The sequence below is a fragment of the Bradyrhizobium sp. 134 genome, assembly GCF_023074155.1.
GTDB lineage: Bacteria > Pseudomonadota > Alphaproteobacteria > Rhizobiales > Xanthobacteraceae > Bradyrhizobium.
On the sequence record NZ_JADPKX010000053.1, the window covers coordinates 607876 to 628480 of the forward strand.

Sequence of the window (20605 nt, forward strand, 5' to 3'; positions counted from 1 at the left end):
CAGGCAAGGGAGAAGAAAAAATGGCAGACCGCCTCAAGGGAAAGCGCGCCGTCATCACGGCTGCAGCGGCAGGCATCGGACGCGCATGCGCCGTCGCATTCGCGCGTGAAGGCGCGACCGTCATCGCCACCGACATCAACGAGAGCGGCATCGCGAGCCTGGCCAAGGAAGGTATCGCCGAGACCGCGAAGCTCGACGTTCGCAACACCGCCGACGTCAACGCCTTCGCCAAGCGCGTCGGCAAGGTCGACATCCTGCTCAACGCAGCGGGCTTCGTGCATCACGGCACCATTCTTGAGTGTTCGGAAGAGGATTTTGATTTCTCGTTCGACCTCAACGTCAAGTCGATGCACCGGACCATCAGGGCCTTCCTGCCGGACATGCTCGCGGGCGGCGGCGGCAGTATCGTCAACATCTCCTCCTGCGCGGCGCTGCGGCCGCCGGCCAACCGCTACGTCTACAGCTCCTCGAAGGCCGCGGTGTCGCTGCTGACGCGCGCGGTCGCGCTCGACTTCATCACCAAGGGCATCCGCTGCAACAGCATCTGCCCTGGCACCGTCGAGACGCCTTCGATGCTCGACCGCGCCGCGGCGCAAGGGCCGCAGGGCAAGGAGATGTTCGTCTCCCGCCAGAAGATGGGCCGGCTCGGCACCGCCGACGAGATCGCGTCCATGGCGGTCTATCTCGGCAGTGACGAGAGCGCCTTCACCACCGGCGTCGACCTCGTCGTCGACGGCGGCTACATGCTCTGACGCCAAGGCATCCAGAAGGCATCCAGCATGAACAAGATCGATCTCAACGACCGTGTCGCGATCGTCACCGGCGGCGCGCAGGGCTTCGGCCGCGCCATCGTTCAGCGCTTCGTCGCCTCCGGCGCCAAAGTCGCGATCTGGGATTTTGATGCAGCCCTCGCCGAGAGGACGGCAAAGGAAATCGGCGACAATGCCCGCGTCTTCAAGGTCGACGTCACCGATGCCGCGGCCGTCGAGCAGGCCCGCGACGCCACGCTTGCCGCCTTCGGCAAGATCGACATACTCGTCAACAACGCCGGCATTGCCGGGGTCAACAAGCCGGTCTGGGAGACCGATCTCGAGGAATGGCGGAAAGTTCTGCGCATCAACCTCGACGGCCCCTTCATCGTCTGCAAGGCGATCGTGCCCGCGATGCTCAAGCAGAAATACGGGCGCATCGTCAACATCGCCTCGATCGCCGGCAAGGAAGGCAACCCGAACGCCTCGCACTATTCGGCGTCCAAGGCCGGCTTGATCGCGCTGACCAAGTCGCTCGGCAAGGAATTGGCAGCACATGACATCCTCGTCAATGCGGTGACGCCCGCGGCTGCGAAGACCGCGATCTTCGACCAGATGACGCAGCAGCATATCGACTTCATGCTGTCGAAGATTCCGAAAGCGCGCTTCGTACAGGTGGAAGAGTTGGCCGCGATGGTGAGCTGGCTCGCATCCGAGGACTGCGGGTTTTCGACCGGCGCCGTGTTCGACATCTCCGGCGGGCGCGCAACTTACTAAGGGCGTCATGGTCAGAGAAGGCGGATGCCTGTGCGGCGCGGTGCGATTCAAGGCGGAAGGCGAGCCGCTCAACGTTCGCATCTGCCATTGCCGCATATGCCAAAAGGCAATGGGCTCGCCCTACTTCGTCCGCGCGCAGTTCGACCAGCGCGCACTGACCGTCGAGGGCGACGCCGCCCGCTATGCGTCGTCCGAGAACATCGACCGCGTGTTCTGCAAACGCTGCGGCACGCGGCTGTTCTCCTGGCGGCGCAACGGCACGCTGGCGGGCGTCGCACTGACGACGTTCGACGATCGCAACGCCTTCGCGCCGACCGAGCACATCTGGGTCTCCGAGAAGCTCGCCTGGCTGAAGCTCGACGACGGGCTGACGCAATATCCGGGGACCATTCCTGCATGAATTGCACGACTGCACGGCAGGTTCGGGGCGCCGATCATTTGCGGCGTGGCATTTCGGAACCGGCCACCCTATGTTGAGGTGAAGCGTTGCTGCACCGCCGGTTGGCTGGGTCGGCTGCATGACCGCGGGCAACCGGGACGGACGAGCCGTGAACATTTCTTTGTATGACCTCTCGGTGTGGGTGCTGCCGCTGCTGCTCGCCATCACCTTCCACGAGGCTGCGCACGCCTTCGTCGCGTATCGTCTCGGTGACGACACCGCATGGCAGCTCGGCCGTGTCAGCTTCAACCCGCTCCGCCACATCGCCCCGTTCGGCACGCTGATATTGCCGGCGATGCTGCTGTTCGCGCATTCGCCGTTCCTGTTCGGCTACGCCAAGCCTGTGCCGGTGAATTTTCGCAAACTCAACAACCCCAGGCTCGGCATGGTGTGGGTGGCGCTGGCCGGGCCCGCCACCAACATCCTGCTGGCGTTGGCCGCAGCTCTTGCCCTGCACGCCCTGCCCTGGGCTCCGGCCAACTCGGCGCAATGGATCTTCGACAATCTCAAGAACGCACTGCTGATCAACGCGGTGCTGGCAGTGTTCAACATGATGCCGATCCCGCCGCTCGACGGCGGGCGCGTCGCGGTGGGGCTGCTGCCCCAGCCGCTTGCGCTGCCGCTGGCGCGGCTCGAGCCTTTCGGGATGCTGATCCTGATCGGCTTGCTGATCCTGCTACCGCTGGCAGGCTCCCAGTTCGGTCTAAATCTTGATGTTATTTCAGCAATACTGCGAACGTTGACCGGTTATGTGATTCAGGCTGTTCTCATTCTGACCGGCAATGCTTAGTTGAACAGCAACACACCCGAACACAAGCCGAAGGGCTCGAGGCCGACTTGGTCAAAGCTGCCGACATGCTGATCGCGCGACGCGCCGATACCCGCGCCCGCGCCGATTTCGCCACCTGGAAGATGATGGCCAAGCTCAACGGGTCGTCGGCGCTGCCTCCGGGGGCGCAGGAATTCCTCGTGAGCTACAAGAACCTGCAGGCACAGATGAACGAGGGTGAGGCTACCGAGGCCACCATCGGCGCCATCTACAAGGCCTACTATGCCGAGATGGGCGGCGCGGGAACCCCGCCCGACGTCCGTCCCCGGGCGGCCGAACCGGCGGCGGACAATGTTACCGCTTTCCGCCGCCCCGAACCGAAGCCGAAGAAGGCTAATTTCTTCGGGGCAGCGACCGCGGACGCAACTCAGAAACGGCCACTCCCGGTGGCGCTGATCTTCGCCTGCCTAGTCGTGGTCTATGTTGGGATCAGGCTCTACTGGCGCTGAGCCGTCTTCTTCTTTTTCTTTGCGTCCGGCGGTGTGAAGATGATGTCGACGGTGCGCTCGAACCGGTCGTCAGTCAGGCTGGCAGGCGGCTGCGGGATGGGATCGGACTTGCGGACAATCGAGATCGCGGCTGCATCGTAAGCTGCATCCCCGGACGACTCGACAACGTCGACTGAAAGCACGTTGCCCCGTCGGTTGATCGCGAAGCTGACCTTGACCTTCTGATTGTTGGGCTCCTTGCCCTCGGGGTTGACCTTGTGGGCCGCGAGATGCGCGCTGATCTTGCGATTCCAGTCCGCCGTGAGCTTCAGAATGTCCTTGCCGATGCCCAGCACAGGCGCCAGCGCCTTCTCGGCCTCGCGCGCGTCCTCATCGAGCGTCTGCCGCGCCGTCGCAACGGACTTCGGCGAAGCTTCCGCAGCGGGCGTTTCGACCGCTGCAATCTTCGGATCCTCGTCCTGCGGCTTCTTCGAGATGTTCTCCGTGACGACCCGATCGGGATCGTCGACCTGTTGCGACTGATCCTTTGGAAGCTCGGTTTCCTTGGTCTCGGCCTTTTGCTCGGGAAGCGCCTGCTGCTCCTGCATCGCTTCGCTATCCGGTCCCGGCGGAAGGTCGGTGTCAGGCGCCTTCGGCGAGGCCATCTCGACAGCGAACTCCGCGCCGGCCGCGCCGAGGCCGTCGTCGCCGTCATCGGCCCGCAGGTGCGCCAGCGCGAGCGCCGCACCGCCCAGATGCAGCGCGAGCGCCGCCATCGCTGCGAAAATCCAAAGCGTCCTGGCTGGTCTGGACTCGTCCGACATCGCGGGCCTCTAAGGCTGAGCGGCGCCTGCCGCAGGCGCCCCCGGAGCGCCTTCCAGCGCAACCAGCTTCACCCGCGAATAGCCGCCTGAGCGCAACAGCTCCATGACGCCCATCAACTCGCCATACGGCACCGAGCGATCGGCGCGCAGGAAGACGTACTTGTCCTTGCTCATGTCGGACAGACCATCGAGCGTGCCGATCAACTCGGCGCGGTGCACCGGGTTCTCTCCGATGGCAAGCGTCAAATCGGGCTTGATGCTGAGATAGGTCGGCTTGTCCGGCTTCTTCTGCGGCGTCGCGCTCGACGTCGGCAGATCGATCGGCAGATCGACGGTCGAGAGCGGCGCTGCGACCATGAAGATGATCAGCAGCACCAGGATGACGTCGATGAACGGCGTGACGTTGATTTCATGCGTTTCGCCGAAATCGTCGTCGTCATCATTGTCTGCGAGCGAAACGCCCATGGTTCACTCCGCCGCGCGCGAATGCACGCTGCCGTGGCTGCGGTCGAGATCGCGCGAGAGCAACCGCCCCGCCGCGCCCGAGGCACGGCTGACGAGCTCGAGATAGCTCTTCGTCACGCGCGAGAAGTAATTGTAAATGATGACGGCGGGAATGGCGGCGACCAGGCCGATCGCGGTGGCGAGCAGCGCCTCGGCGATACCGGGCGCGACGACGGCGAGGTTCGTGGTCTGCGACTTCGAGATGCCGATGAAGCTGTTCATGATGCCCCACACCGTGCCGAACAGGCCGACGAAGGGCGAGGTCGAGCCGATGGTCGCGAGCACGCCCATGCCGACGCGGATGCGCCGCGCCTCCGCGCGCATGATCTCGGAGAAGCTCGAAGCCGCCCGCTCCTTGATGCCGGTGTCACTGGACAGGCCGGCCGACATCCGCGCCTCCCGCAGCGCCGCCGCCAGGAAGGACGGCAGGATCCCCGCCTTGGAGCCGAGCGCCATCTGCGCTTCCGCGAGCGAGCGCGCCTCCGCGATCTTCTTCAGCGCCGAGCGAAGCTTGGTCGAGGCGATCGACAATTCGATCGACTTGGCGATCAGCACCGTCCAGGTCACGAGCGACGCAAAGGCGAGCCCGATCATCACCGCCTTCACGATGATATCCGCCGACTGGAACATCACCCAGGGCGACAATTCCTTCATGGCGGGCGCGATGCCGGCTGCCGTATCGGACTTTGCAGCCGCGGACACGACAGCTTGGGGCGCCGCAGGCGGAGCAACAACCGGGGCCGGGCTGACCGCGGACGGCTGAGCCGTCGACTGGACCGGTGCCGCGGGCGCGGCCTGTGTCTGGGCAGAAACAGGGGATGCAAGCCAGGCGGCCGCCAGCACCAGAGCTGCGGCAAGGCTTGCTTGGAAGGACATGATCTTCATACTTCGGCCCAGTAGCGAATGAGATTGTGATAGATACCCGTCAATTTGACCGTTTCGGGATCGTCACGCCCGAGCCGTTCCACCAGCGCCTGTATCGCGGTGTCGAGGTCAAAGATCATGCTCCGGGCTTGATCGTCCCGTATCATGCTCTGAAGCCAGAAGAAAGACGCAACCCGCGTTCCCCTCGTCACCGGGGTGACCAGATGGAGGCTGGTCGAGGGATAGAGCACGCAGTCCCCGGCCTGCAACTTGACTTCGTGCGAACCGTAACTGTCCTCGATCACAAGTTCGCCACCGTCGTACTCCTCCGGCTCGGCCAGGAACAGCGTCACCGACAGATCTGTGCGGATCCGAAGGCCGGTCAGCCGGTCGCCGCGGATGGCATTGTCGACGTGCAGGCCGAAATGGTGGCCGCTGCTGGCCGTATAGCGGTTGAACAGCGGCGGGAAGATCTGGAGCGGGATCGCCGCGGCGATGAAGCGCGGGTTCGAAGTCAGCGCCGAAACGATGCGGTTGCCGAGCTTGCGCGCGACCTCGCTGTCCGGCGGCAATTGCTCGTTGCGCTTGACCATCGCCGACTGCGAGCCGGCGGTGGAGCGCCCGTCTTCCCATTCGCTGGCCTCCATGATGCGGCGGAAATCCGCCACATCATCCTTGCTCAGAACGCCAGGAAGGCAGGTCAACATGATCAGAACTTCGCCGTCGTGATGAGGTAGAACGCCCGCCCCGGCGCGACCGCGACGAAGGGAACCGCGCTGCGATAGAGCGTATCGTAGTAGAGCTTGTTGGTGAGATTCTGGGCGTAGAACTTCATTGTCCAGTTCTTGTCGATCTTCTTCTCGACGAACGCGTCGAAGCGCCAGTAGCTCGGCAGCTCGTTGCCGGTATTGGCCGCGAACGTGCCGCCATACACCTTCGAACGGTACACCGCCTGACCGCCCAGCTCCCAGCCGTCGTCGAACTTGTACTTGGTCAGCATGCTGAACGATTGATGAGCCACATTGGCAAGCTGCAGGCCGAGATTTGAGGCGAGACCGCTCTGCGTGACCTTCGATTGCATCAACACTAGGCCGCCGAAGATGCTCCAGCGATCGGTGATCTTGCCTTCGGCCTCGATATCGATGCCCTGGATCCTGTAGGCAGCGCCCGAAGTCAGCAGGCCGCTGACGGTTTCGCGCGCATTGTCCTTCGTGGTCTGGAACAACGCGGCGCTGACCAGCAAATGGCGATCAGCCAGCTCCCATTTGGTGCCGAGTTCGGCTGCCTTGTTGCGCTCCGGCCCGAGCAAGATAGCCGTGTTGGCAGGAATGCCGCCGTAGTCGGTGGCGGTCGCGTCAAGCTCCGATCCGAACGGATTGGCCGAGGTCGCATAGGCCGCATAGAGGCTGCCGATCGACATCGGCTTGTAGACCAGGCCGACGTTGTAATTGACGAGATCGGCGTTCTGCTTGAGATGATCCGCGTTGGTCGACGAACTCTGGCTGTAACCGTCGTAGCGCACGCCACCATTGACGATGATCGTGTCCTGCCAGTTCGCGGTGTCCATGACGTAGACGCTGCTGGTGTTGACGCCATAGCGCGTCGGATTTCCAACCAGCGACGGCGTGTTGCTGAAGGGAATGTAGGTGTACTGCGGCGAGTAGAGGTTGACCCCCGGGACCGCCCCGCTGCTGGTCGAGCCGCCGCCGAACAGTTCCGACGAGAGGCCGGTGTAACGGTCGATCGAGATGTTCTCGTTCGAATATTCGACGCCGAACACCGCGGTGTGCTTGACCCCGCCGGTGTTGAGCTTGAACGTGGCCTCGTTCTGGTTGGCCCACACGTCCACGTTCTGGTAGCGGCTCTGCGCGCTCGCCGTCGTCGTCCAGAGCAGCGGATTGGGGCTCGTCGTAACCGGGTTCTGGGGCAGCGTGCCGATATAATTCAGCAGCGAGTGCTCGCCGCGCACCTTGCTGCTCAGCGTGATGGCCTCGTTGACCTTGTACTCGATCGTGCCGGTGCCGAAATCCTGCCGCGCGGTCTGGAAGTCGCGGTTGAGGAAGCCGTACCAGTTACCACGCGGAATGCCCGCCGACGTCACCGGGACGTTGCCCTGCTTGTAGTAGGGCACGCCGAAATCAGGATAGCCGCTGAGGTCGGTGTGGACGTAGTTCGTCGTGATCTTGATGTCGTTGGTCGGGGTATACTTGGTCGCGATGAACGAACCCCAGCGATTGTCGGTGACGTAATCGCGGCCGGCGACGTTGGCGTCCTGGAACAGGCCGCCGGCGCGCACCGAGAAAGTGGGATCTATGACCTGGTTGACGTCGAGCGTGACCCGCTTGGTCCGGTCGGTGCCGAACTCGGTGTCCATTCGCTTGAAATTGACGTCGCCAGCCTGCTTGGTGACGATGTTGATGGCACCGCCGGCGGTGCCGCGGCCTGCGTAGGACGAGGCCGGCCCGCGCAGAATCTCGATCTGCTCGGTGAAGAAGTTCTCGCGGATCGAGACCGCGGGATCGCGGATACCGTCGATGAAGACGTCGTTGCGCGCATCGAAGCCGCGGATGAAGAAGCGGTCGCCGAACGCGTTGCCGCCCTCGCCCGAGCCCAGCGTCACGCCGGCGGTCGAGCGTCCGATTTCCTTCAGCGTCGTGGCGTTCTTGTCCTCGAGCACTTCCTTGCTGAGCACGGTGATGGTCTTCGGCGTGTTCAGCATTGGCTCGGGAAACTTGCCGGAGGCCTGGACGTGGTCGACCTTGTAGGGTGCCGCCGGATCGGAATAGGGATTGCGATCGGCTTCGCCGGCTGGAACGGTGGGAGCGGTCTGCTGCGCCGCCTGCTGCCGCTGCGCGGCGCGGCGAAGCGCATTGCGCGCGCGGACCTGGTCCGCCGTCGGCTTCGAAGCCACCGGGCGCGGACGCGCGACCGGCGCATCGACCGTTACCGGCGGCAGGTTCGACTGCTGCGCCTCCGCGCCGCTCGACACCGATGCTGCCGCGATCAGGCCCGCGACAGCCGAGACCTTCTTGCCCGAAACGCCCGTGAACTTTTCATCGAATGCTGCGACCGAACGCAACGACTTCGGTGCGACCACCTGCCCCATTACCAACACGCCCCATATTCCTGTTCGCCCATTCACTTCGATGAGCGATTGGAGTGTTGGTATCGGCCGCAAAATAGCGGGTCAATGCGAGCAAGCCGCGAGAACCCTTGAATAAGTCCAGATCAAAACGATTCTAAACTGCAGTTTGAAATCGTTCTAAATCAAGATTGGATTTGTTCTAAAGCGAGCGCGAGATCGGCGGTCGCGCGCGCATCGTCAATCACTGCTCGGCGGCTTCATCAGCGAGAACAATTCATCGACGGTCTTCTGCGCCACCGCGCGCACGCGATCGCTGTTGTCCATGCCGGCAATGTTGACGCCCCCGACGACGGCTCTGATCTCGTCGCGGAAGTCGGTGAGAAAGTGCAAGGGATCACGCTGCTCGTTGGCGACGCGTGCGATCAGTCCCGTGATCAGGATTTGACACGCGATCAGCTTGCCGTTCAGTTCGTCCATCCTGCGCTCCCATTGCAACGCGCCGATATGGCCGATGCCGAATTTCCTGACAACCGAAACGGCCTCTGCGCGACTTAGAACCGTTCTTGGGAGCCGCCCCGCGTAGCGCATCCCTATCCCGCGCACACCGCTTCCGAGCATTGCACAAGATTTGCTCGCAGATCGTTCGTGGCGGGAGAATGCAGCACTGCACACCGTAGTGACACGGAGCTGCCTAGACAGTGCAAAGCTTTCCAATTGTTTAGGATTCTCAGCCGATAGTGCTGTTTACACTGGAACTTGGCGTGTATTATACAAGCGCGCTGGAACCCTATGATTGCCTCACAATTCGTAGCTTAAGGCACAAGAGCCGACACGAGACGATATGAAAAAGTCCCGGCCGATCCTCTGGATTCTGATCATCGCGGCCGTGGCCTCCGCGGGTTACTATGGTTGGCAGAAATTCGGCTCGCCCGACGCTGGAAAAACCCAGACCGCACAGAAGGGGCCGCAGCGCCCGCCCGCCGTCCCCGTGAGCGTTTCGCCGGTCCAGAAGGTGGACTTTCCGGTTTACCTGACCGGTCTCGGCACGGTTGCGGGCTTCAACACCGTCCAAGTCCGGACCCGGGTGGATGGGCAGATCGACAAGATTGCCTTCACCGAAGGCCAGATCGTCAAGGAGGGCGAGCTCCTCGCCTCGATCGATCCCCGCCCCTATCAGGCCACGCTCGACCAGGCCAAGGCCAAGAAGGCGCAGGACGAGGCAAATCTGGCCAACGCCAATCTCGAGCTCCAGCGCGCCATGAAACTCGGCGAATTCGCCACCGCACAGCGGGTCGACACCCAGCGCTCCACGGTCGCCCAGCTCACCGCGCAGATCGCCGCCGACGAAGCTTCGATCTCCAACGCGCAGACCCAGCTCGACTACACCCAGGTCAAGGCGCCGATCACCGGCGTCGCGGGCCTGCGCCAGGTCGACGTCGGCAACATCGTCAATTCCTCGACGCAGACCGGCATCGTCACGATCTCGCAGGTCGAGCCGATCTCGGTGATCTTCACCGCACCAGAAGACCAGCTGCCCTATATCAGCGAGGGCCAGAAGGCCGGCGCGCTCAGGGTGATCGCCTTCACCACCGACGGCAAGAAGACGCTGGCCGAGGGCAAGCTCGCCGTCATCAACAACCAGGTCGACACCAGCAGCGGCACGATCCGGCTCAAGGCGGTGTTCGACAACAAGGACCACGCGCTGTGGCCCGGGCAGTCGGTGTCGACGCGCCTACTGGTGCGCACTCTGAAGGATGCGACCGTTGTCCCGGATGACGCGGTCCAGCACTCCACCAACGGCCTCTACGCCTATACCGTCAATCAGGACAACAAGGCCGAGGTGCACAAGATCAAGGTCAGCTACGCGATTGACGGACGTTCGGTCGTCGACGAAGGGCTGACGCCCGGGCAGCAGGTGATCACCGGGGGCCAATTCAAGGTCCAGCCCGGAAGCCTCGTCTCCACGGCCGTGGCGAGTACGGATCCGGCGCAGAACAAGGTTCGACAGGAATGAACGCGGGCGGGATTTCGGCACCTTTCATCCGTTATCCCATCGGCACCTCGCTGCTGATGGCCGGCATTCTCTTCGTCGGTCTCGTCGCCTATCCCCTGCTGCCTGTCGCGCCCCTGCCGCAGGTGGACTTCCCGACCATCCAGATCACCGCCAATCTGCCGGGCGGCAGCCCCGAGACCATGGCCTCGTCGGTGGCCCAGCCGCTCGAACGGCAATTCGCCCAGATCCCGGGCATCGCCCAGATGACCTCGACGAGTTATCTGGGCACCGCGTCGATCACCATCCAGTTCGACCTCAACCGCAGCATCGACGGCGCCGCCAACGACGTGCAGGGCGCCATCAACGCCGCGAGCGGTCAGCTGCCGAAGAACCTGCCCTCGCCGCCGACCTACCGCAAGGTCAACCCGGCCGACGCCCCGATCCTGCTGTTGTCGGCAACCTCCGAGACAATGCCGCTGACCAGTGTCAGCGACGCGGTCGATGCCCAGCTCGCCCAGCAGATCAGCCAGCTCTCGGGCGTCGCGCAGGTCTTCATCGGCGGCCAGCAGAAGCCCTCGATCCGCATTCAGATCGACCCGGCGAAGCTCGTCGCCAAGGGCCTGTCGATGGAGGACGTGCGCAGCCAGATCGCGATCACCACGGTCGACAGCCCCAAGGGCAACATCGACGGCCCGAAGCGCGCCTACACGATCTACGCCAACGACCAGCTCACCCAGGCCAAGGACTGGAACGACGTCATCATCGCCTATCGCAACGGCGGTCCCTTGCGAATCCGCGACATCGGCCAGGCGGTCAGCGGCCCCGAGGACGCCAAGCAGGCGGCCTGGGCCAACGGCAAGCGCGGCGTGTTCCTGGTGGTGTTCAAGCAACCCGGCGCCAACGTCATCGAGACCGTCGACCGGATCAAGGCGACGTTGCCTCGCCTCGTCGCAGCGATCCCGCCCGCGATCAAGATCGAGGTCATCAGCGACCGCACCACGACAATTCGCGCCGCGGTCGAAGACGTCCAGTTCACGCTGCTGCTGACCATTGCGCTGGTCGTCATGGTCATCTTCATCTTCCTGCGCAGCTTCTGGGCAACGGTCATTCCCACCATCACGGTGCCACTGGCGCTGCTGGGTGCGTGCGCGCTGATGTGGGTGTTCGGCTACTCGCTCGACAATCTGTCGCTGATGGCGCTCACCATCGCGGTCGGATTTGTCGTCGACGACGCCATCGTGATGCTGGAGAACATCACGCGCTACATCGAGGAAGGCGAATCGCCGATGGCGGCGGCCTTCAAGGGCTCGAAGGAAATCGGCTTCACCATCGTCTCGATCAGCATCTCGCTGGTCGCGGTGCTGATTCCGCTGCTGCTGATGGGCGGCATCATCGGGCGCCTGTTCCGCGAATTCGCCGTCGTGCTGGCGATGACGATCTTCGTCTCGATGTTCGTGTCGCTGACCCTGACGCCGATGATGGCCTCGCGCTTCCTGCGCGCCCATGGCGAGGTCACCCACGGCAAGTTCTACCAGTGGAGCGAGCGCGGCTTCGACCGGATGTTGCGCGGTTACGAATGGATGCTCGACCATGCCCTGGCCTGGCGCCGCACCACGCTCACGATCTTCTTCGCGACCCTTGCCCTGTCGGTCTATCTGTTCGTGCTGATCCCGAAAGGGTTCTTCCCGCAACAGGACGTCGGCCTGATCACCGCGACCTCGGAAGCCTCCCAGGACATCTCGTTCGCGGAGATGCAGCGCCGCCAGGTCGAGCTCGGCAAGATCGTGATGGACGATCCCGACATCGCATCCATCGCGATGAATATCGGCGGCAGCGGCCGCGCCGGCAACAACGGCAACATGTTCATCACGCTGAAGCCGCGTAACGAGCGCGAAGCCTCCGCGCAGCAGATCATCGCCCGGCTGCGTCCCAAGCTCGAGAAGGTGTCCGGCGCCCGCCTCTACATGCAGGCGGCCCAGGACGTCCGGCTCGGCGGCCGGCCGACGCGCACCCAGTTCGAGTTCACCCTGCAGGACGCCGATCTCGCCGAGCTCAACGACTGGGCGCCGAAGATCCTCGCCAAGATGCAGACCTTGCCGCAACTGCGCGACGTTGCGACCGACCAGCAGACCCAGGGCACCACGGTTCAGCTCAAGATCAACCGCGATACTGCAGCGCGTTACGGAATCCAGCCGCAGCTGATCGACGACACGCTGTACGACGCCTTCGGACAGCGCCAGGTCACGCAATATTTCACCCAGCTCAACACCTACAAGGTGATCCTCGAGATCCTGCCGGAGATGCAGGGCAGCCTCGAGAGCCTGAACAAGCTCTACCTGAAATCTCCGCTGACCGGCGATCAGGTGCCGCTGTCGACCTTCGCGACCTGGAGCACCGATCCGGTCCGCCCGCTCTCGATCAGCCACCAGGGCCAGTTCCCCGCGATCACGATCAGCTTCAACCTCGCCCAGGGCGTCGCGCTCGGCCAGGCCACCGAGGCTGTGCAGAAGGCGATGGCCGATCTCGGCGCGCCGCCGACGCTCAATTCGAGCTTCCAGGGCACGGCACAGGCGTTCCAGCAATCGCTCGGCACCGTGCCGCTCCTCATCCTCGCAGCGCTGGTCGTGGTCTATCTGATCCTCGGCATCCTCTACGAGAGCTACATCCATCCGATCACGATTCTGTCGACCCTGCCCTCGGCCGGCGTCGGCGCGCTCGCGATCCTGATGGCGGCCGGCTTCGAGTTCAGCCTCATTGCTTTGATCGGAGTCATTCTGCTGATCGGCATCGTGAAGAAGAACGGCATCATGATGGTGGACTTCGCCATCGCCGCGGAACGCGACGAGCACAAGACGCCGGCGGAATCGATCCGGCAGGCGGCGCTGTTGCGCTTCCGTCCGATCATGATGACGACGATGGCTGCCCTGCTCGGCGGCGTGCCGCTGATGCTCGGCCACGGCACCGGCGCCGAGATTCGCCAGCCGCTCGGCTACGCCATGGTGGGCGGTCTGATCGTCAGCCAGGCGCTGACGCTGTTCACCACCCCGGTCGTCTATCTCTATCTCGACGAGCTCAACAACTGGTTCTCGGGCTGGGGCCGTAAGGGTGACGGCGAAGGCGACGAGACGGTCGAGCACGGCACCGTTAAGGAAGCTGCCGAGTAGCAGCTTGCACCGCGCGCCTCGCGACGTTACAGCGAGCCCCTCGGTTCACGTCAACGCGGTCTTGCCATGCCCATGCAATCCAGACTTGTCGCCCTTGTCGCCGCTGTCGTGTTGTCTGCGGGTGGCGCGTATGCCCAGCAAGGCGCCAAGAAGAACGCGACTTCCTCTGCCCCGGCGGCACAGCCCGCGCCGGCTCCGACGCAGCCGCAGGCTGACGGCGCTGCGGCGCAGCAGCCCGGCTGGGTCGTGCGCTGCACCAGCGTCAGCCGCGACGCACCGCTCGAATGCGCGATGGAGCAGAACGCGGTGCTCACCAAGACCGGCCAGACCATCGTCCTGATCAACATCCGCATCGCACCCGACACCCGCACACCCGTGGCGCTGCTGCAATTGCCGCTTGGCCTTAACCTTCCCATCGGCGCCAAGCTCCAGGTCGACGACGGCAAGACGGTCGATCTCCAGATCCAGACCTGCGAGAACCGCGGCTGCTACGCCTCGACGCCGATCGCACCGGACCTGTTGGCCACTTTAAGATCAGGCAAGCAGTTGAAGGTCTCCTTCCAGAACATGGCCAAGGAAACGATCGCGATCCCGATGCCGCTCGGCGATTTCGCGGCGGCCTACGATAAAATCAAATAGCCGTATCGTCGTCACTGCCGCGCCATCTGCGCGTTGCCGACGGCATCGCCGTCGAGCTTCTGGTCGTTGTGCATGTCACGCTGACGTGAGAGAGCCGTCAGATGAATTGGAACGGCGCATCGTAGTGCGACACGGGGCTGCCGCGATCGCGACCGATGTCGAGCCGGACCACGAGATCAGCGTGTGGAATCCGAGTTGGATCTGCAGCGATTCCGCCTTCTCACCGTCGATCAGCAGCGTGTAGTCGGTGATGCCCGTGCGCGAGCCCTTCGCCGGCGGCTCCTTGCGCACGAGACGCTCCACGTGAACGCCGAGCCGCCGCGTGCCCGACGGCACCTTGCGGTCCGAGCGGACGATCTGGTGACTGCCGCCGATGTTGAGGTCATGCACGAGATCGCCGTCCTTGACGTAAAGGCTGTAGCCGGCAAGTGAAACGGCTAGCCACGATGCTGCAGCGTGGGCAAGCACCGATGTGGAGGCTGGTCAGCGCCCTCACTTCACGGGGTCGCTCGCCCTCAGCAGCGTCGTGAAGCCGCCATAGATCATGCGCTTGCCGTCGAACGGCATGCCCTCCAACTTCAGCCGAGGGTCCGCAATCACCTTCTTGTTGACGGCGTCGCGAGTCTCCCGGTCGCGATAGACGATCCATGAGAACACCACGATCTCGTCCTCCTTCGCCATCACCGCGCGCGGAAACGAGGTCAGCTCGCCATAGGGCACGTCGTCGCCAATGCATTCGACATAATCGAGCGCACCGTGCTCCATCCAGATCGCGCAGGCCGTTGTCGCCAGCGCCTTGTAGGCCTCGATGTTGTCCTTCGGCACGGCCAGCACGAAACCATCGACATAGGGCATCACGGATCTCCTTGGGTTGTGTGTCCGGAGGACGATCCAGCGCGCGGCGGCCCGACTCGTCGTGGCACCCACAAGGTGAGGCAAACTGTCGCGAGCAATTCGTGCGCTACTTCACATTCGTCCGTCGCGGCGCCGTGACATCATCCCTGACGTTTGCATCCGCACAGCCGCTATTTCAGATTGTATTTGAGGAGGCCGCTTTCATGAGCACCCGCCTGTCGTTGCTTTGCGTCCATGGCGTCGGTCACGCGGAGATCGATGCCGGGTTTCAGAAGTCCTGGTCCGAAGTCATCACGCGTGCCGTCGGGCAGGTCGACCAGGGAGTCCAGCTCGAGATTGATTTCGTTCGCTACGACGATCTGTTCGAGAAGGCCCCACTCAATTCCCTCACCTACGCCGCGGCTGCGGCCAAGCTGCTGGCGAGCGCGGTCGTTCACGGCATCGGCGACCTCCTGACTGGCGCACGTGGCATCGGCGACATCCCTGCCGTCATCAAATGGACCGCAGGCATGATCGCCCAGTGGTCAACCGACGAACAGCTCCGCAAGGACCTCCGCCGGCTCATTCTCGACAAGATCGACGGCAAGACCTACGACATGGTCCTGGCGCACAGCCTCGGCTCGCTGATCTGCTACGACACCTTCCTGCACGACGGCGACGCGATCAAGGACGCGATCTTCGTCAGCTTCGGCTCGCAAATCGGCAACCCCGCGGTGCGCGACGTCTTTGCCGGCCGCATTCAGCCCCTAACCTGCCGAAAATGGTACCACCTCTATAACCCCGGCGATCACGTGCTGACCTATCCGCTCGACATTCGTGCGGATAATTATCAGCAGGTCATCGTGTCCTTCGACGTTCCCAACGACGCGCTCAATCACGATGCGACATGGTACCTGTCGCACACCAGCACAGTTGCGACAGTCTGGCATGAAGGCGCTCCGGCGCCTGCCTCGCGCGCGATCGTGAGCGCTGCGCGCGAGATGGCGAGCCTTGCTGTCAAACCCGGCCGCCGCGCGCTGCTGATCGGCATCAACGACTACCCGGACCCGGCCAGCAGGCTCGAAGGCTGCGTCAACGATGTGTTCCTGATGAGCTCGGTGCTCCAGGAGAGCGGTTTCGAGCCGGAAGATATCCGCATCGTTCTCAACGATCGCGCGACGACGCAAGGGATCATGGACCGGTTGCATTGGTTGCTCGACGGCGTTCGTGGCGGTGACGAGCGCATGCTGTTCTATTCGGGGCACGGCGCCCAAATTCCCCGCTACAACATCCAGGGCGAGCCTGATCACGTCGACGAATGTCTCGTTCCCTATGATTTCGACTGGTCCCCGGCCCACGCCATTCTGGACCGCCAGTTCGCCGAGCTGTATTCGCAACTGCCCTATGACAGCTATTTCGTGGCGATGTTCGATTGCTGCCACTCGGGCGGGATGACGCGCGATGGCGGTCCTCGTGTCCGGGGTTTGAGCCCGCCGGACGACATCCGCCACCGTGCGCTGAAATGGGATGCCGCCGAGCGAATGTGGGTGCCGCGCGACTTCACGCCGCTGAACAGGAGCTTGAAGGACAGAAAGAATGGAGCCGACTTCCTCGGGCAGAACGGGGCAACACAACGGCTGGGGCGCGCGATGATGCTGCGAACCAAGCCGGACAAGGATTACGACAAGACGCGCAAGGAGCTCGACCATCTCGGGCCGTACATGCCGATCCTGCTCGAGGCCTGTCAGGAGCAGCAGCTCTCCTATGAATACCGGGATGGCGTGACGTCTTATGGCATCTACACCTACTCCATGGCCAGCACTCTGCGCGAGCTGAGGGCCAAGGGCGAAAATCCCTCGTTCAAGACGCTCAACGAGCTGGTCACGGAGAAACTGAGGCGGATGCGATACAGCCAGACGCCGAATCTGGTCGGCGCCAAGGTTCGCTGTGCGGCTCCTGTGCCGTGGGGCAAATCGCAAGGCGCGGCGTCCGCCAGGCCTGCTGCGAAAACACCGTCCAGGCGGCCGCGTAAGACGGGGCGCAAGCAGGCGCCGGCGACAAAGAAGGCGACGAAAAAGAAGAGATAGCAAAGCACACGCGATCAGGCTTTGGAGAAGTAATCATGGCAACAGGCATGTCGCTGCACATCGGATTGAACGCGGTCGATCCGCAGCATTACGAAGGCTGGAGCGGTCCTCTCAACGCCTGCGAAGCAGACGCCAACGACATGGCGGATCTCGCCCACACAAGCGGCTTCGCGCCGACCAGGCTCGTCACCCGCAAGGCGACACGCGCGGCCGTCCTGGGCGGCATCGCGCACGCGGCCAAGTCCCTCAAATCCGGCGACATGTTCTTCCTGACCTATTCGGGCCACGGCGGTCAGTTGCCAGACCTCAACGGCGACGAGCCTGACGGCAAGGACGAGACTTGGTGCCTCTACGACGGCGAGTTGGTCGATGACGAGCTGTATTCCTCATGGGGCGCATTTGCAGCCGGCGTGCGCATTCTGCTGCTCTCGGATAGCTGTCATAGCGGCAGCGTGAGCAAAGCTCTGCACTATCAGGCTAGGGCACGCACCGTCCCCGGCACCATCTATCGTGCGATGCCGGACGAGATGGCGCTGCGCGTCTACCAGGCCAACAGGAAGACCTATGATCCGATCCTGAAGCGGCGCGATCTTTCCGAGGCCTTCTCCAACGTCAAGGCGTCGGTGCTGCTGATCTCCGGCTGCCAGGACAACCAGCTCTCGCAGGACGGCACATTCAACGGCCTGTTCACGGGAACGCTGAAGGCGGTCTGGAACGGCGGGACATTCAAGGGATCTTACCGGCGCTTCCACACCGCCATCGGCGCCAAGATGCCCCCGGATCAGTCACCCAAACTGTCGCTGGTGGGCGCCAGCAATCCGGCCTTCATGGCCGCCCGCCCCTTCACCCTGGCCAAGACGAAGAAGGCCGTAGCGAAGAAAAAGAAATCAGCAGCGAAAAAAGGAAAGAATCCGGCGCGCAGAAATTCGAGGTAACGCCGACACGGCGCAGCGGGCGAAACAGAAAGGCGCCGGAATTGGCTGGGGAACTAGGATTCGAACCTAGACAAACAGAGTCAGAGTCTGTTGTGCTACCGTTACACCATTCCCCAACGGAATAGCCGAACAAATTCAATGGCTTATTGAATAGCCCGGCTGGGGCCGGAAGCGCATTCAGCGCAAATCACGGCTCAGGCGTGGCAGCGTTCTACCCGCTCGGCCGTGGGCTGGCAAGCGCTGCAGTGGATGGGCTGCGTGCCTCCCCCGGAGATCCCGCGGACAGCTACTCCAGCTTGATGTTCGCGGCTTCGATCACCTTCTTCCAGCGCGCCGTTTCCGAGGCGATGTAGGCCGCGAACGGTTCGGAATCCACCGCAGCCGCGGTTGCGCCGAGCTCGGCCATCTTCTGCACCGTCTCCGGCTGCTGCATGAAGGCGCGGATCTCGGCCGAGAGCTTTTCGACGATCGGCTTCGGCGTCGCGGCGGGAACGAAGAAGCCATGCCAGGCGACGGCCTCGAAGCCGGGCAGGAATTCGGCGACCGCGGGCGTTTCCGGATCGAAGGCGGCGCGCTTGGGCGTTGCGGTCGCAAGCATCGCGAGCTGGCCGGTCTTCACCTGCGGCAGCAGCAGCGGCACGTTGTCGAAGGCCAGATCGATCTGCCCACTGAGCAGATCCGTCAGCATCTGGCTCGAGCCCTTGTAGGGCACATGCACCATCCTAGTGCCGGTCATCTGCTGAAACAACTCGCCGGCAAGATGCTGCGACGTGCCGACGCCGGCCGAGCCGAACGAGACCTTGTCCGGGTTCGCCTTGAGATAGGCGATCAACTCCGGCACGGTGCGCGCCTTGATCTTGTCGGGGTTGACGACGAGAACGTTGGGCACCACGCTGATCTGGGCAATCGGCGCCATATCCTTGTCAGGTTGGTAACTGAGCTTCGGTCCGTAGAGAGTGGGGTTGATGGCGAGCGCGGACGTGCTGGCAAGCCCGAGCGTGATGCCGTCAGGCGCCGACTTCGCCAGCCGCGTCACGCCGAGGATCGAACCGGCGCCGCCGACATTCTCGACCACGAACGGCTTGCCGAACTTCAGTTGCAGATGGTTCGAGACCATACGTGCGAAAATGTCCGCGGTGCCGCCGGCGGCGAAGGGAACGATCACCGTCACCTGCTTGGACGGATAGCCGTCCTGGGCCTTCGCCGGCGACGTCGCCAGCAGCACGACCGAGGCAAGAACAAGCCATATCGATCTCATCGAAGTTTCCTCTGCATTTCCTGTTGTTGATTGGCCGCCGCGCGCGTGCGCGGAGATGGCTAGAACGCGACCTCGTACATGCTCAGGATCGCATCCCGGCCGAGGTCGCGCGGATTGTTGTCGAGCAGGCGCCGAATTGCGTGCGCCTCGCCAGCCATCACGCCGAGATCGTCCCGGGGCACGCCGAGTGCGGACAGCCGCATCTCGATTCCGAGATTCCTGCAGAACCCATAAGTCGCCTCGAATGCAACCTTCGCATCGCCGTGCGCCGGCATTCCGAGCGCCGCCAGCACCGCCACCGTCTTCGCCTCGGCTGCCGGCATGTTGAACGCCAGCGTATGCGGGAAGATCACTGCGCAGGCGAGCCCGTGCGCCACATGATGGCGTGTGCCGAGCGGATAGGCCACCGCATGGCCGGCGGTCGTGTTCACCGGTCCGAGGCAATAGCCGCCGTACAGCGAGGCCAGCGCCAGACCGGCGCGCGCCTCGCGATCGCCGCCGTCGGCGACCGCGCGCTTGAGATATTGGCCGACCAGCCGGGCGCCTTCGAGCGCGTAGAGGTCGATCGCCGGATGCGCCTTGCGGCTGGTATAGGCCTCGACGCAATGCGCCAGAGCATCGACCCCGGTGGCGGCAGTGACCTCCTTCGGCACTGTCATCGTCAGGTCCGGATCGACGATGGCGATATCCGCCAGCATGAAGCGGCTCTGCACCGCCTGCTTGTTCTTGCTGACGGGATCGGTGACGAGCGCGCGCGTGCCGGCCTCGCTGCCGGTGCCTGACGTCGTCGGAATCTGCATCAGCGCACGCTGCGGCCGGCCACCTTCTCGGGACCGACGATATCGGCAAAGGCCACTTCGGAGGTACACAGCACCGCGACCAGCTTGGCGAGATCCATCGCACTGCCGCCGCCGAAGCCGATGACGAGATCGGGTTTGACGTCGCGCGCCATCGCCACGGCCTTGTCGAGATTGGGCAGGTCCGGCTCGGGCTTGACCTCGCCGAACACCTTCACTGCACCCGGCAGCGCCAGCGTGTCGACACGGCGCGCATTGAACGGGTCGGAAATCACGAGCGGTCGTTTGGCGCCGATGCGCTCGGCGCAGCGCGCCGCGGCGGCGATCGTGCCGCAGCCGAACTCGAGGACGGTCGGACGAAGGATTTCGATGGGCGTGAAAGCGTTGGTCATCCTCGCG

At 63.6% G+C, this 20605-nt stretch carries 19 protein-coding genes, 1 tRNA gene and 1 pseudogene; 10 read left to right on the forward strand and 11 right to left on the reverse strand.

Annotation, left to right across the window (positions count from 1 at the left end):
• Positions 1-20: 20 nt before the first annotated feature.
• The 5 genes from IVA75_RS23785 to IVA75_RS23805 all read left to right on the forward strand — a co-directional run bounded on the left by IVA75_RS23785 (position 21) and on the right by IVA75_RS23805 (position 3243).
• A complete protein-coding gene (locus IVA75_RS23785; protein ID WP_027569534.1) occupies positions 21-752 on the forward strand; it encodes an SDR family oxidoreductase in 732 nt (243 codons plus the stop codon).
• A 27-nt stretch (positions 753-779) separates the two neighbouring features.
• Entirely contained in the window at positions 780-1526 is a 747-nt protein-coding gene (locus tag IVA75_RS23790) for an SDR family NAD(P)-dependent oxidoreductase (RefSeq protein ID WP_247286576.1), read from the forward strand.
• A 7-nt stretch (positions 1527-1533) separates the two neighbouring features.
• Positions 1534-1926, forward strand: a complete 393-nt coding sequence (locus tag IVA75_RS23795; RefSeq protein WP_247286577.1) for a GFA family protein — start codon at positions 1534-1536, stop codon at positions 1924-1926.
• Positions 1927-2074: 148 nt separating this feature from the next.
• Positions 2075-2755, forward strand: coding sequence for a site-2 protease family protein (locus tag IVA75_RS23800; protein ID WP_247286760.1), 681 nt, complete (start codon positions 2075-2077; stop codon positions 2753-2755).
• A 65-nt stretch (positions 2756-2820) separates the two neighbouring features.
• A complete protein-coding gene (locus IVA75_RS23805; RefSeq protein WP_247286761.1) occupies positions 2821-3243 on the forward strand; it encodes a hypothetical protein in 423 nt (140 codons plus the stop codon).
• On the opposite strand, the gene IVA75_RS23810 is transcribed toward IVA75_RS23805, so the two are convergent.
• From IVA75_RS23810 to IVA75_RS23835, 6 genes are all read right to left on the reverse strand, one after another.
• Positions 3231-4046, reverse strand: coding sequence for a TonB family protein (locus IVA75_RS23810; RefSeq protein WP_247286578.1), 816 nt, complete (start codon positions 4044-4046; stop codon positions 3231-3233). The two genes, IVA75_RS23805 and IVA75_RS23810, sit on opposite strands and share 13 nt — an antisense overlap.
• A gap of 9 nt (positions 4047-4055) precedes the next feature.
• A complete protein-coding gene (exbD, locus tag IVA75_RS23815; protein ID WP_018459254.1) occupies positions 4056-4511 on the reverse strand; it encodes a TonB system transport protein ExbD in 456 nt (151 codons plus the stop codon).
• A gap of 3 nt (positions 4512-4514) precedes the next feature.
• Positions 4515-5435 (reverse strand): tonB-system energizer ExbB, encoded by a 921-nt coding sequence (exbB, locus tag IVA75_RS23820; protein WP_027569528.1) that lies wholly within the window; start codon positions 5433-5435, stop codon positions 4515-4517.
• Complete coding sequence (locus tag IVA75_RS23825) at positions 5432-6121, reverse strand: Fe2+-dependent dioxygenase (protein WP_247286579.1); 690 nt, start codon at positions 6119-6121, stop codon at positions 5432-5434. The genes exbB and IVA75_RS23825 overlap by 4 nt, the downstream gene beginning before the upstream one ends.
• Positions 6122-6123: 2 nt before the next feature.
• The gene (locus IVA75_RS23830; protein ID WP_247286762.1) at positions 6124-8520 is read right to left on the reverse strand and encodes a TonB-dependent receptor; all 2397 of its coding nucleotides are present in this window, start codon (positions 8518-8520) and stop codon (positions 6124-6126) included.
• 216 nt (positions 8521-8736) lie between these two features.
• The gene (locus IVA75_RS23835) at positions 8737-8976 is read right to left on the reverse strand and encodes a hypothetical protein (protein ID WP_247286580.1); all 240 of its coding nucleotides are present in this window, start codon (positions 8974-8976) and stop codon (positions 8737-8739) included.
• 364 nt (positions 8977-9340) lie between these two features.
• Here IVA75_RS23835 and IVA75_RS23840 point away from each other — a divergent pair, with 364 nt between their 5' ends.
• The 3 genes from IVA75_RS23840 (at position 9341) to IVA75_RS23850 (ending at position 14295) form a co-directional block, all read left to right on the forward strand.
• Positions 9341-10513 (forward strand): efflux RND transporter periplasmic adaptor subunit, encoded by a 1173-nt coding sequence (locus IVA75_RS23840; RefSeq protein ID WP_027569524.1) that lies wholly within the window; start codon positions 9341-9343, stop codon positions 10511-10513.
• Positions 10510-13656 carry a multidrug efflux RND transporter permease subunit gene (locus IVA75_RS23845; protein ID WP_027569523.1) on the forward strand — a complete coding sequence of 1049 codons (3147 nt, stop codon included), beginning with the start codon at positions 10510-10512 and terminating at the stop codon, positions 13654-13656. Before IVA75_RS23840 ends, IVA75_RS23845 begins: the two co-directional genes overlap by 4 nt.
• Before the next feature lie 66 nt (positions 13657-13722).
• Positions 13723-14295 carry an invasion associated locus B family protein gene (locus IVA75_RS23850; protein WP_247286581.1) on the forward strand — a complete coding sequence of 191 codons (573 nt, stop codon included), beginning with the start codon at positions 13723-13725 and terminating at the stop codon, positions 14293-14295.
• Positions 14296-14370: 75 nt separating this feature from the next.
• Here IVA75_RS23850 and IVA75_RS23855 read toward each other — a convergent pair whose 3' ends face one another.
• The gene (locus tag IVA75_RS23855) at positions 14371-14685 is read right to left on the reverse strand and encodes a hypothetical protein (RefSeq protein WP_247286582.1); all 315 of its coding nucleotides are present in this window, start codon (positions 14683-14685) and stop codon (positions 14371-14373) included.
• A gap of 102 nt (positions 14686-14787) precedes the next feature.
• Entirely contained in the window at positions 14788-15150 is a 363-nt protein-coding gene (locus tag IVA75_RS23860; RefSeq protein WP_247286583.1) for a DUF1428 family protein, read from the reverse strand.
• Between the two features lie 203 nt (positions 15151-15353).
• Here IVA75_RS23860 and IVA75_RS23865 point away from each other — a divergent pair, with 203 nt between their 5' ends.
• Both IVA75_RS23865 and IVA75_RS23870 read left to right on the forward strand, forming a co-directional pair.
• Positions 15354-17216: a caspase family protein gene (locus tag IVA75_RS23865; RefSeq protein ID WP_247286584.1), complete on the forward strand. Its 1863-nt coding sequence runs from the start codon at positions 15354-15356 to the stop codon at positions 17214-17216.
• A gap of 35 nt (positions 17217-17251) precedes the next feature.
• On the forward strand, positions 17252-18151 hold the full coding sequence (locus tag IVA75_RS23870; protein ID WP_051462920.1) for a caspase family protein: 900 nt from the start codon (positions 17252-17254) through the stop codon (positions 18149-18151).
• A gap of 42 nt (positions 18152-18193) precedes the next feature.
• Here the strand turns inward: IVA75_RS23870 and IVA75_RS23875 are convergent.
• The 3 genes and pseudogenes from IVA75_RS23875 to IVA75_RS23885 all read right to left on the reverse strand — a co-directional run bounded on the left by IVA75_RS23875 (position 18194) and on the right by IVA75_RS23885 (position 20598).
• Positions 18194-18267 (reverse strand) — tRNA-Gln (locus IVA75_RS23875).
• A 170-nt stretch (positions 18268-18437) separates the two neighbouring features.
• Positions 18438-19409, reverse strand: coding sequence for a tripartite tricarboxylate transporter substrate binding protein (locus IVA75_RS23880; RefSeq protein WP_247286585.1), 972 nt, complete (start codon positions 19407-19409; stop codon positions 18438-18440).
• Positions 19410-19468: 59 nt separating this feature from the next.
• Positions 19469-20598, reverse strand: a pseudogene (locus tag IVA75_RS23885) (iron-containing alcohol dehydrogenase).
• Between the last annotated feature and the right edge of the window lie 7 nt (positions 20599-20605).

What these genes read in the sequence shown, in the direction of transcription:
- IVA75_RS23785 (WP_027569534.1), top strand. Translation starts at nt 21, where the DNA reads ATGGCAGACCGCCTCAAGGGAAAGCGCGCCGTCATCACGGCTGCAGCG.
- IVA75_RS23790 (WP_247286576.1), top strand. Translation starts at nt 780, where the DNA reads ATGAACAAGATCGATCTCAACGACCGTGTCGCGATCGTCACCGGCGGC.
- IVA75_RS23795 (WP_247286577.1), top strand. Translation starts at nt 1,534, where the DNA reads ATGGTCAGAGAAGGCGGATGCCTGTGCGGCGCGGTGCGATTCAAGGCG.
- IVA75_RS23805 (WP_247286761.1), top strand. Translation starts at nt 2,821, where the DNA reads ATGCTGATCGCGCGACGCGCCGATACCCGCGCCCGCGCCGATTTCGCC.
- IVA75_RS23810 (WP_247286578.1), bottom strand. Translation starts at nt 4,046, where the DNA reads ATGTCGGACGAGTCCAGACCAGCCAGGACGCTTTGGATTTTCGCAGCG.
- exbD (WP_018459254.1), bottom strand. Translation starts at nt 4,511, where the DNA reads ATGGGCGTTTCGCTCGCAGACAATGATGACGACGACGATTTCGGCGAA.
- exbB (WP_027569528.1), bottom strand. Translation starts at nt 5,435, where the DNA reads ATGAAGATCATGTCCTTCCAAGCAAGCCTTGCCGCAGCTCTGGTGCTG.
- IVA75_RS23825 (WP_247286579.1), bottom strand. Translation starts at nt 6,121, where the DNA reads ATGTTGACCTGCCTTCCTGGCGTTCTGAGCAAGGATGATGTGGCGGAT.
- IVA75_RS23830 (WP_247286762.1), bottom strand. Translation starts at nt 8,520, where the DNA reads ATGGGGCAGGTGGTCGCACCGAAGTCGTTGCGTTCGGTCGCAGCATTC.
- IVA75_RS23835 (WP_247286580.1), bottom strand. Translation starts at nt 8,976, where the DNA reads ATGGACGAACTGAACGGCAAGCTGATCGCGTGTCAAATCCTGATCACG.
- IVA75_RS23840 (WP_027569524.1), top strand. Translation starts at nt 9,341, where the DNA reads ATGAAAAAGTCCCGGCCGATCCTCTGGATTCTGATCATCGCGGCCGTG.
- IVA75_RS23845 (WP_027569523.1), top strand. Translation starts at nt 10,510, where the DNA reads ATGAACGCGGGCGGGATTTCGGCACCTTTCATCCGTTATCCCATCGGC.
- IVA75_RS23850 (WP_247286581.1), top strand. Translation starts at nt 13,723, where the DNA reads ATGCCCATGCAATCCAGACTTGTCGCCCTTGTCGCCGCTGTCGTGTTG.
- IVA75_RS23860 (WP_247286583.1), bottom strand. Translation starts at nt 15,150, where the DNA reads ATGCCCTATGTCGATGGTTTCGTGCTGGCCGTGCCGAAGGACAACATC.
- IVA75_RS23865 (WP_247286584.1), top strand. Translation starts at nt 15,354, where the DNA reads ATGAGCACCCGCCTGTCGTTGCTTTGCGTCCATGGCGTCGGTCACGCG.
- IVA75_RS23870 (WP_051462920.1), top strand. Translation starts at nt 17,252, where the DNA reads ATGGCAACAGGCATGTCGCTGCACATCGGATTGAACGCGGTCGATCCG.
- IVA75_RS23880 (WP_247286585.1), bottom strand. Translation starts at nt 19,409, where the DNA reads ATGAGATCGATATGGCTTGTTCTTGCCTCGGTCGTGCTGCTGGCGACG.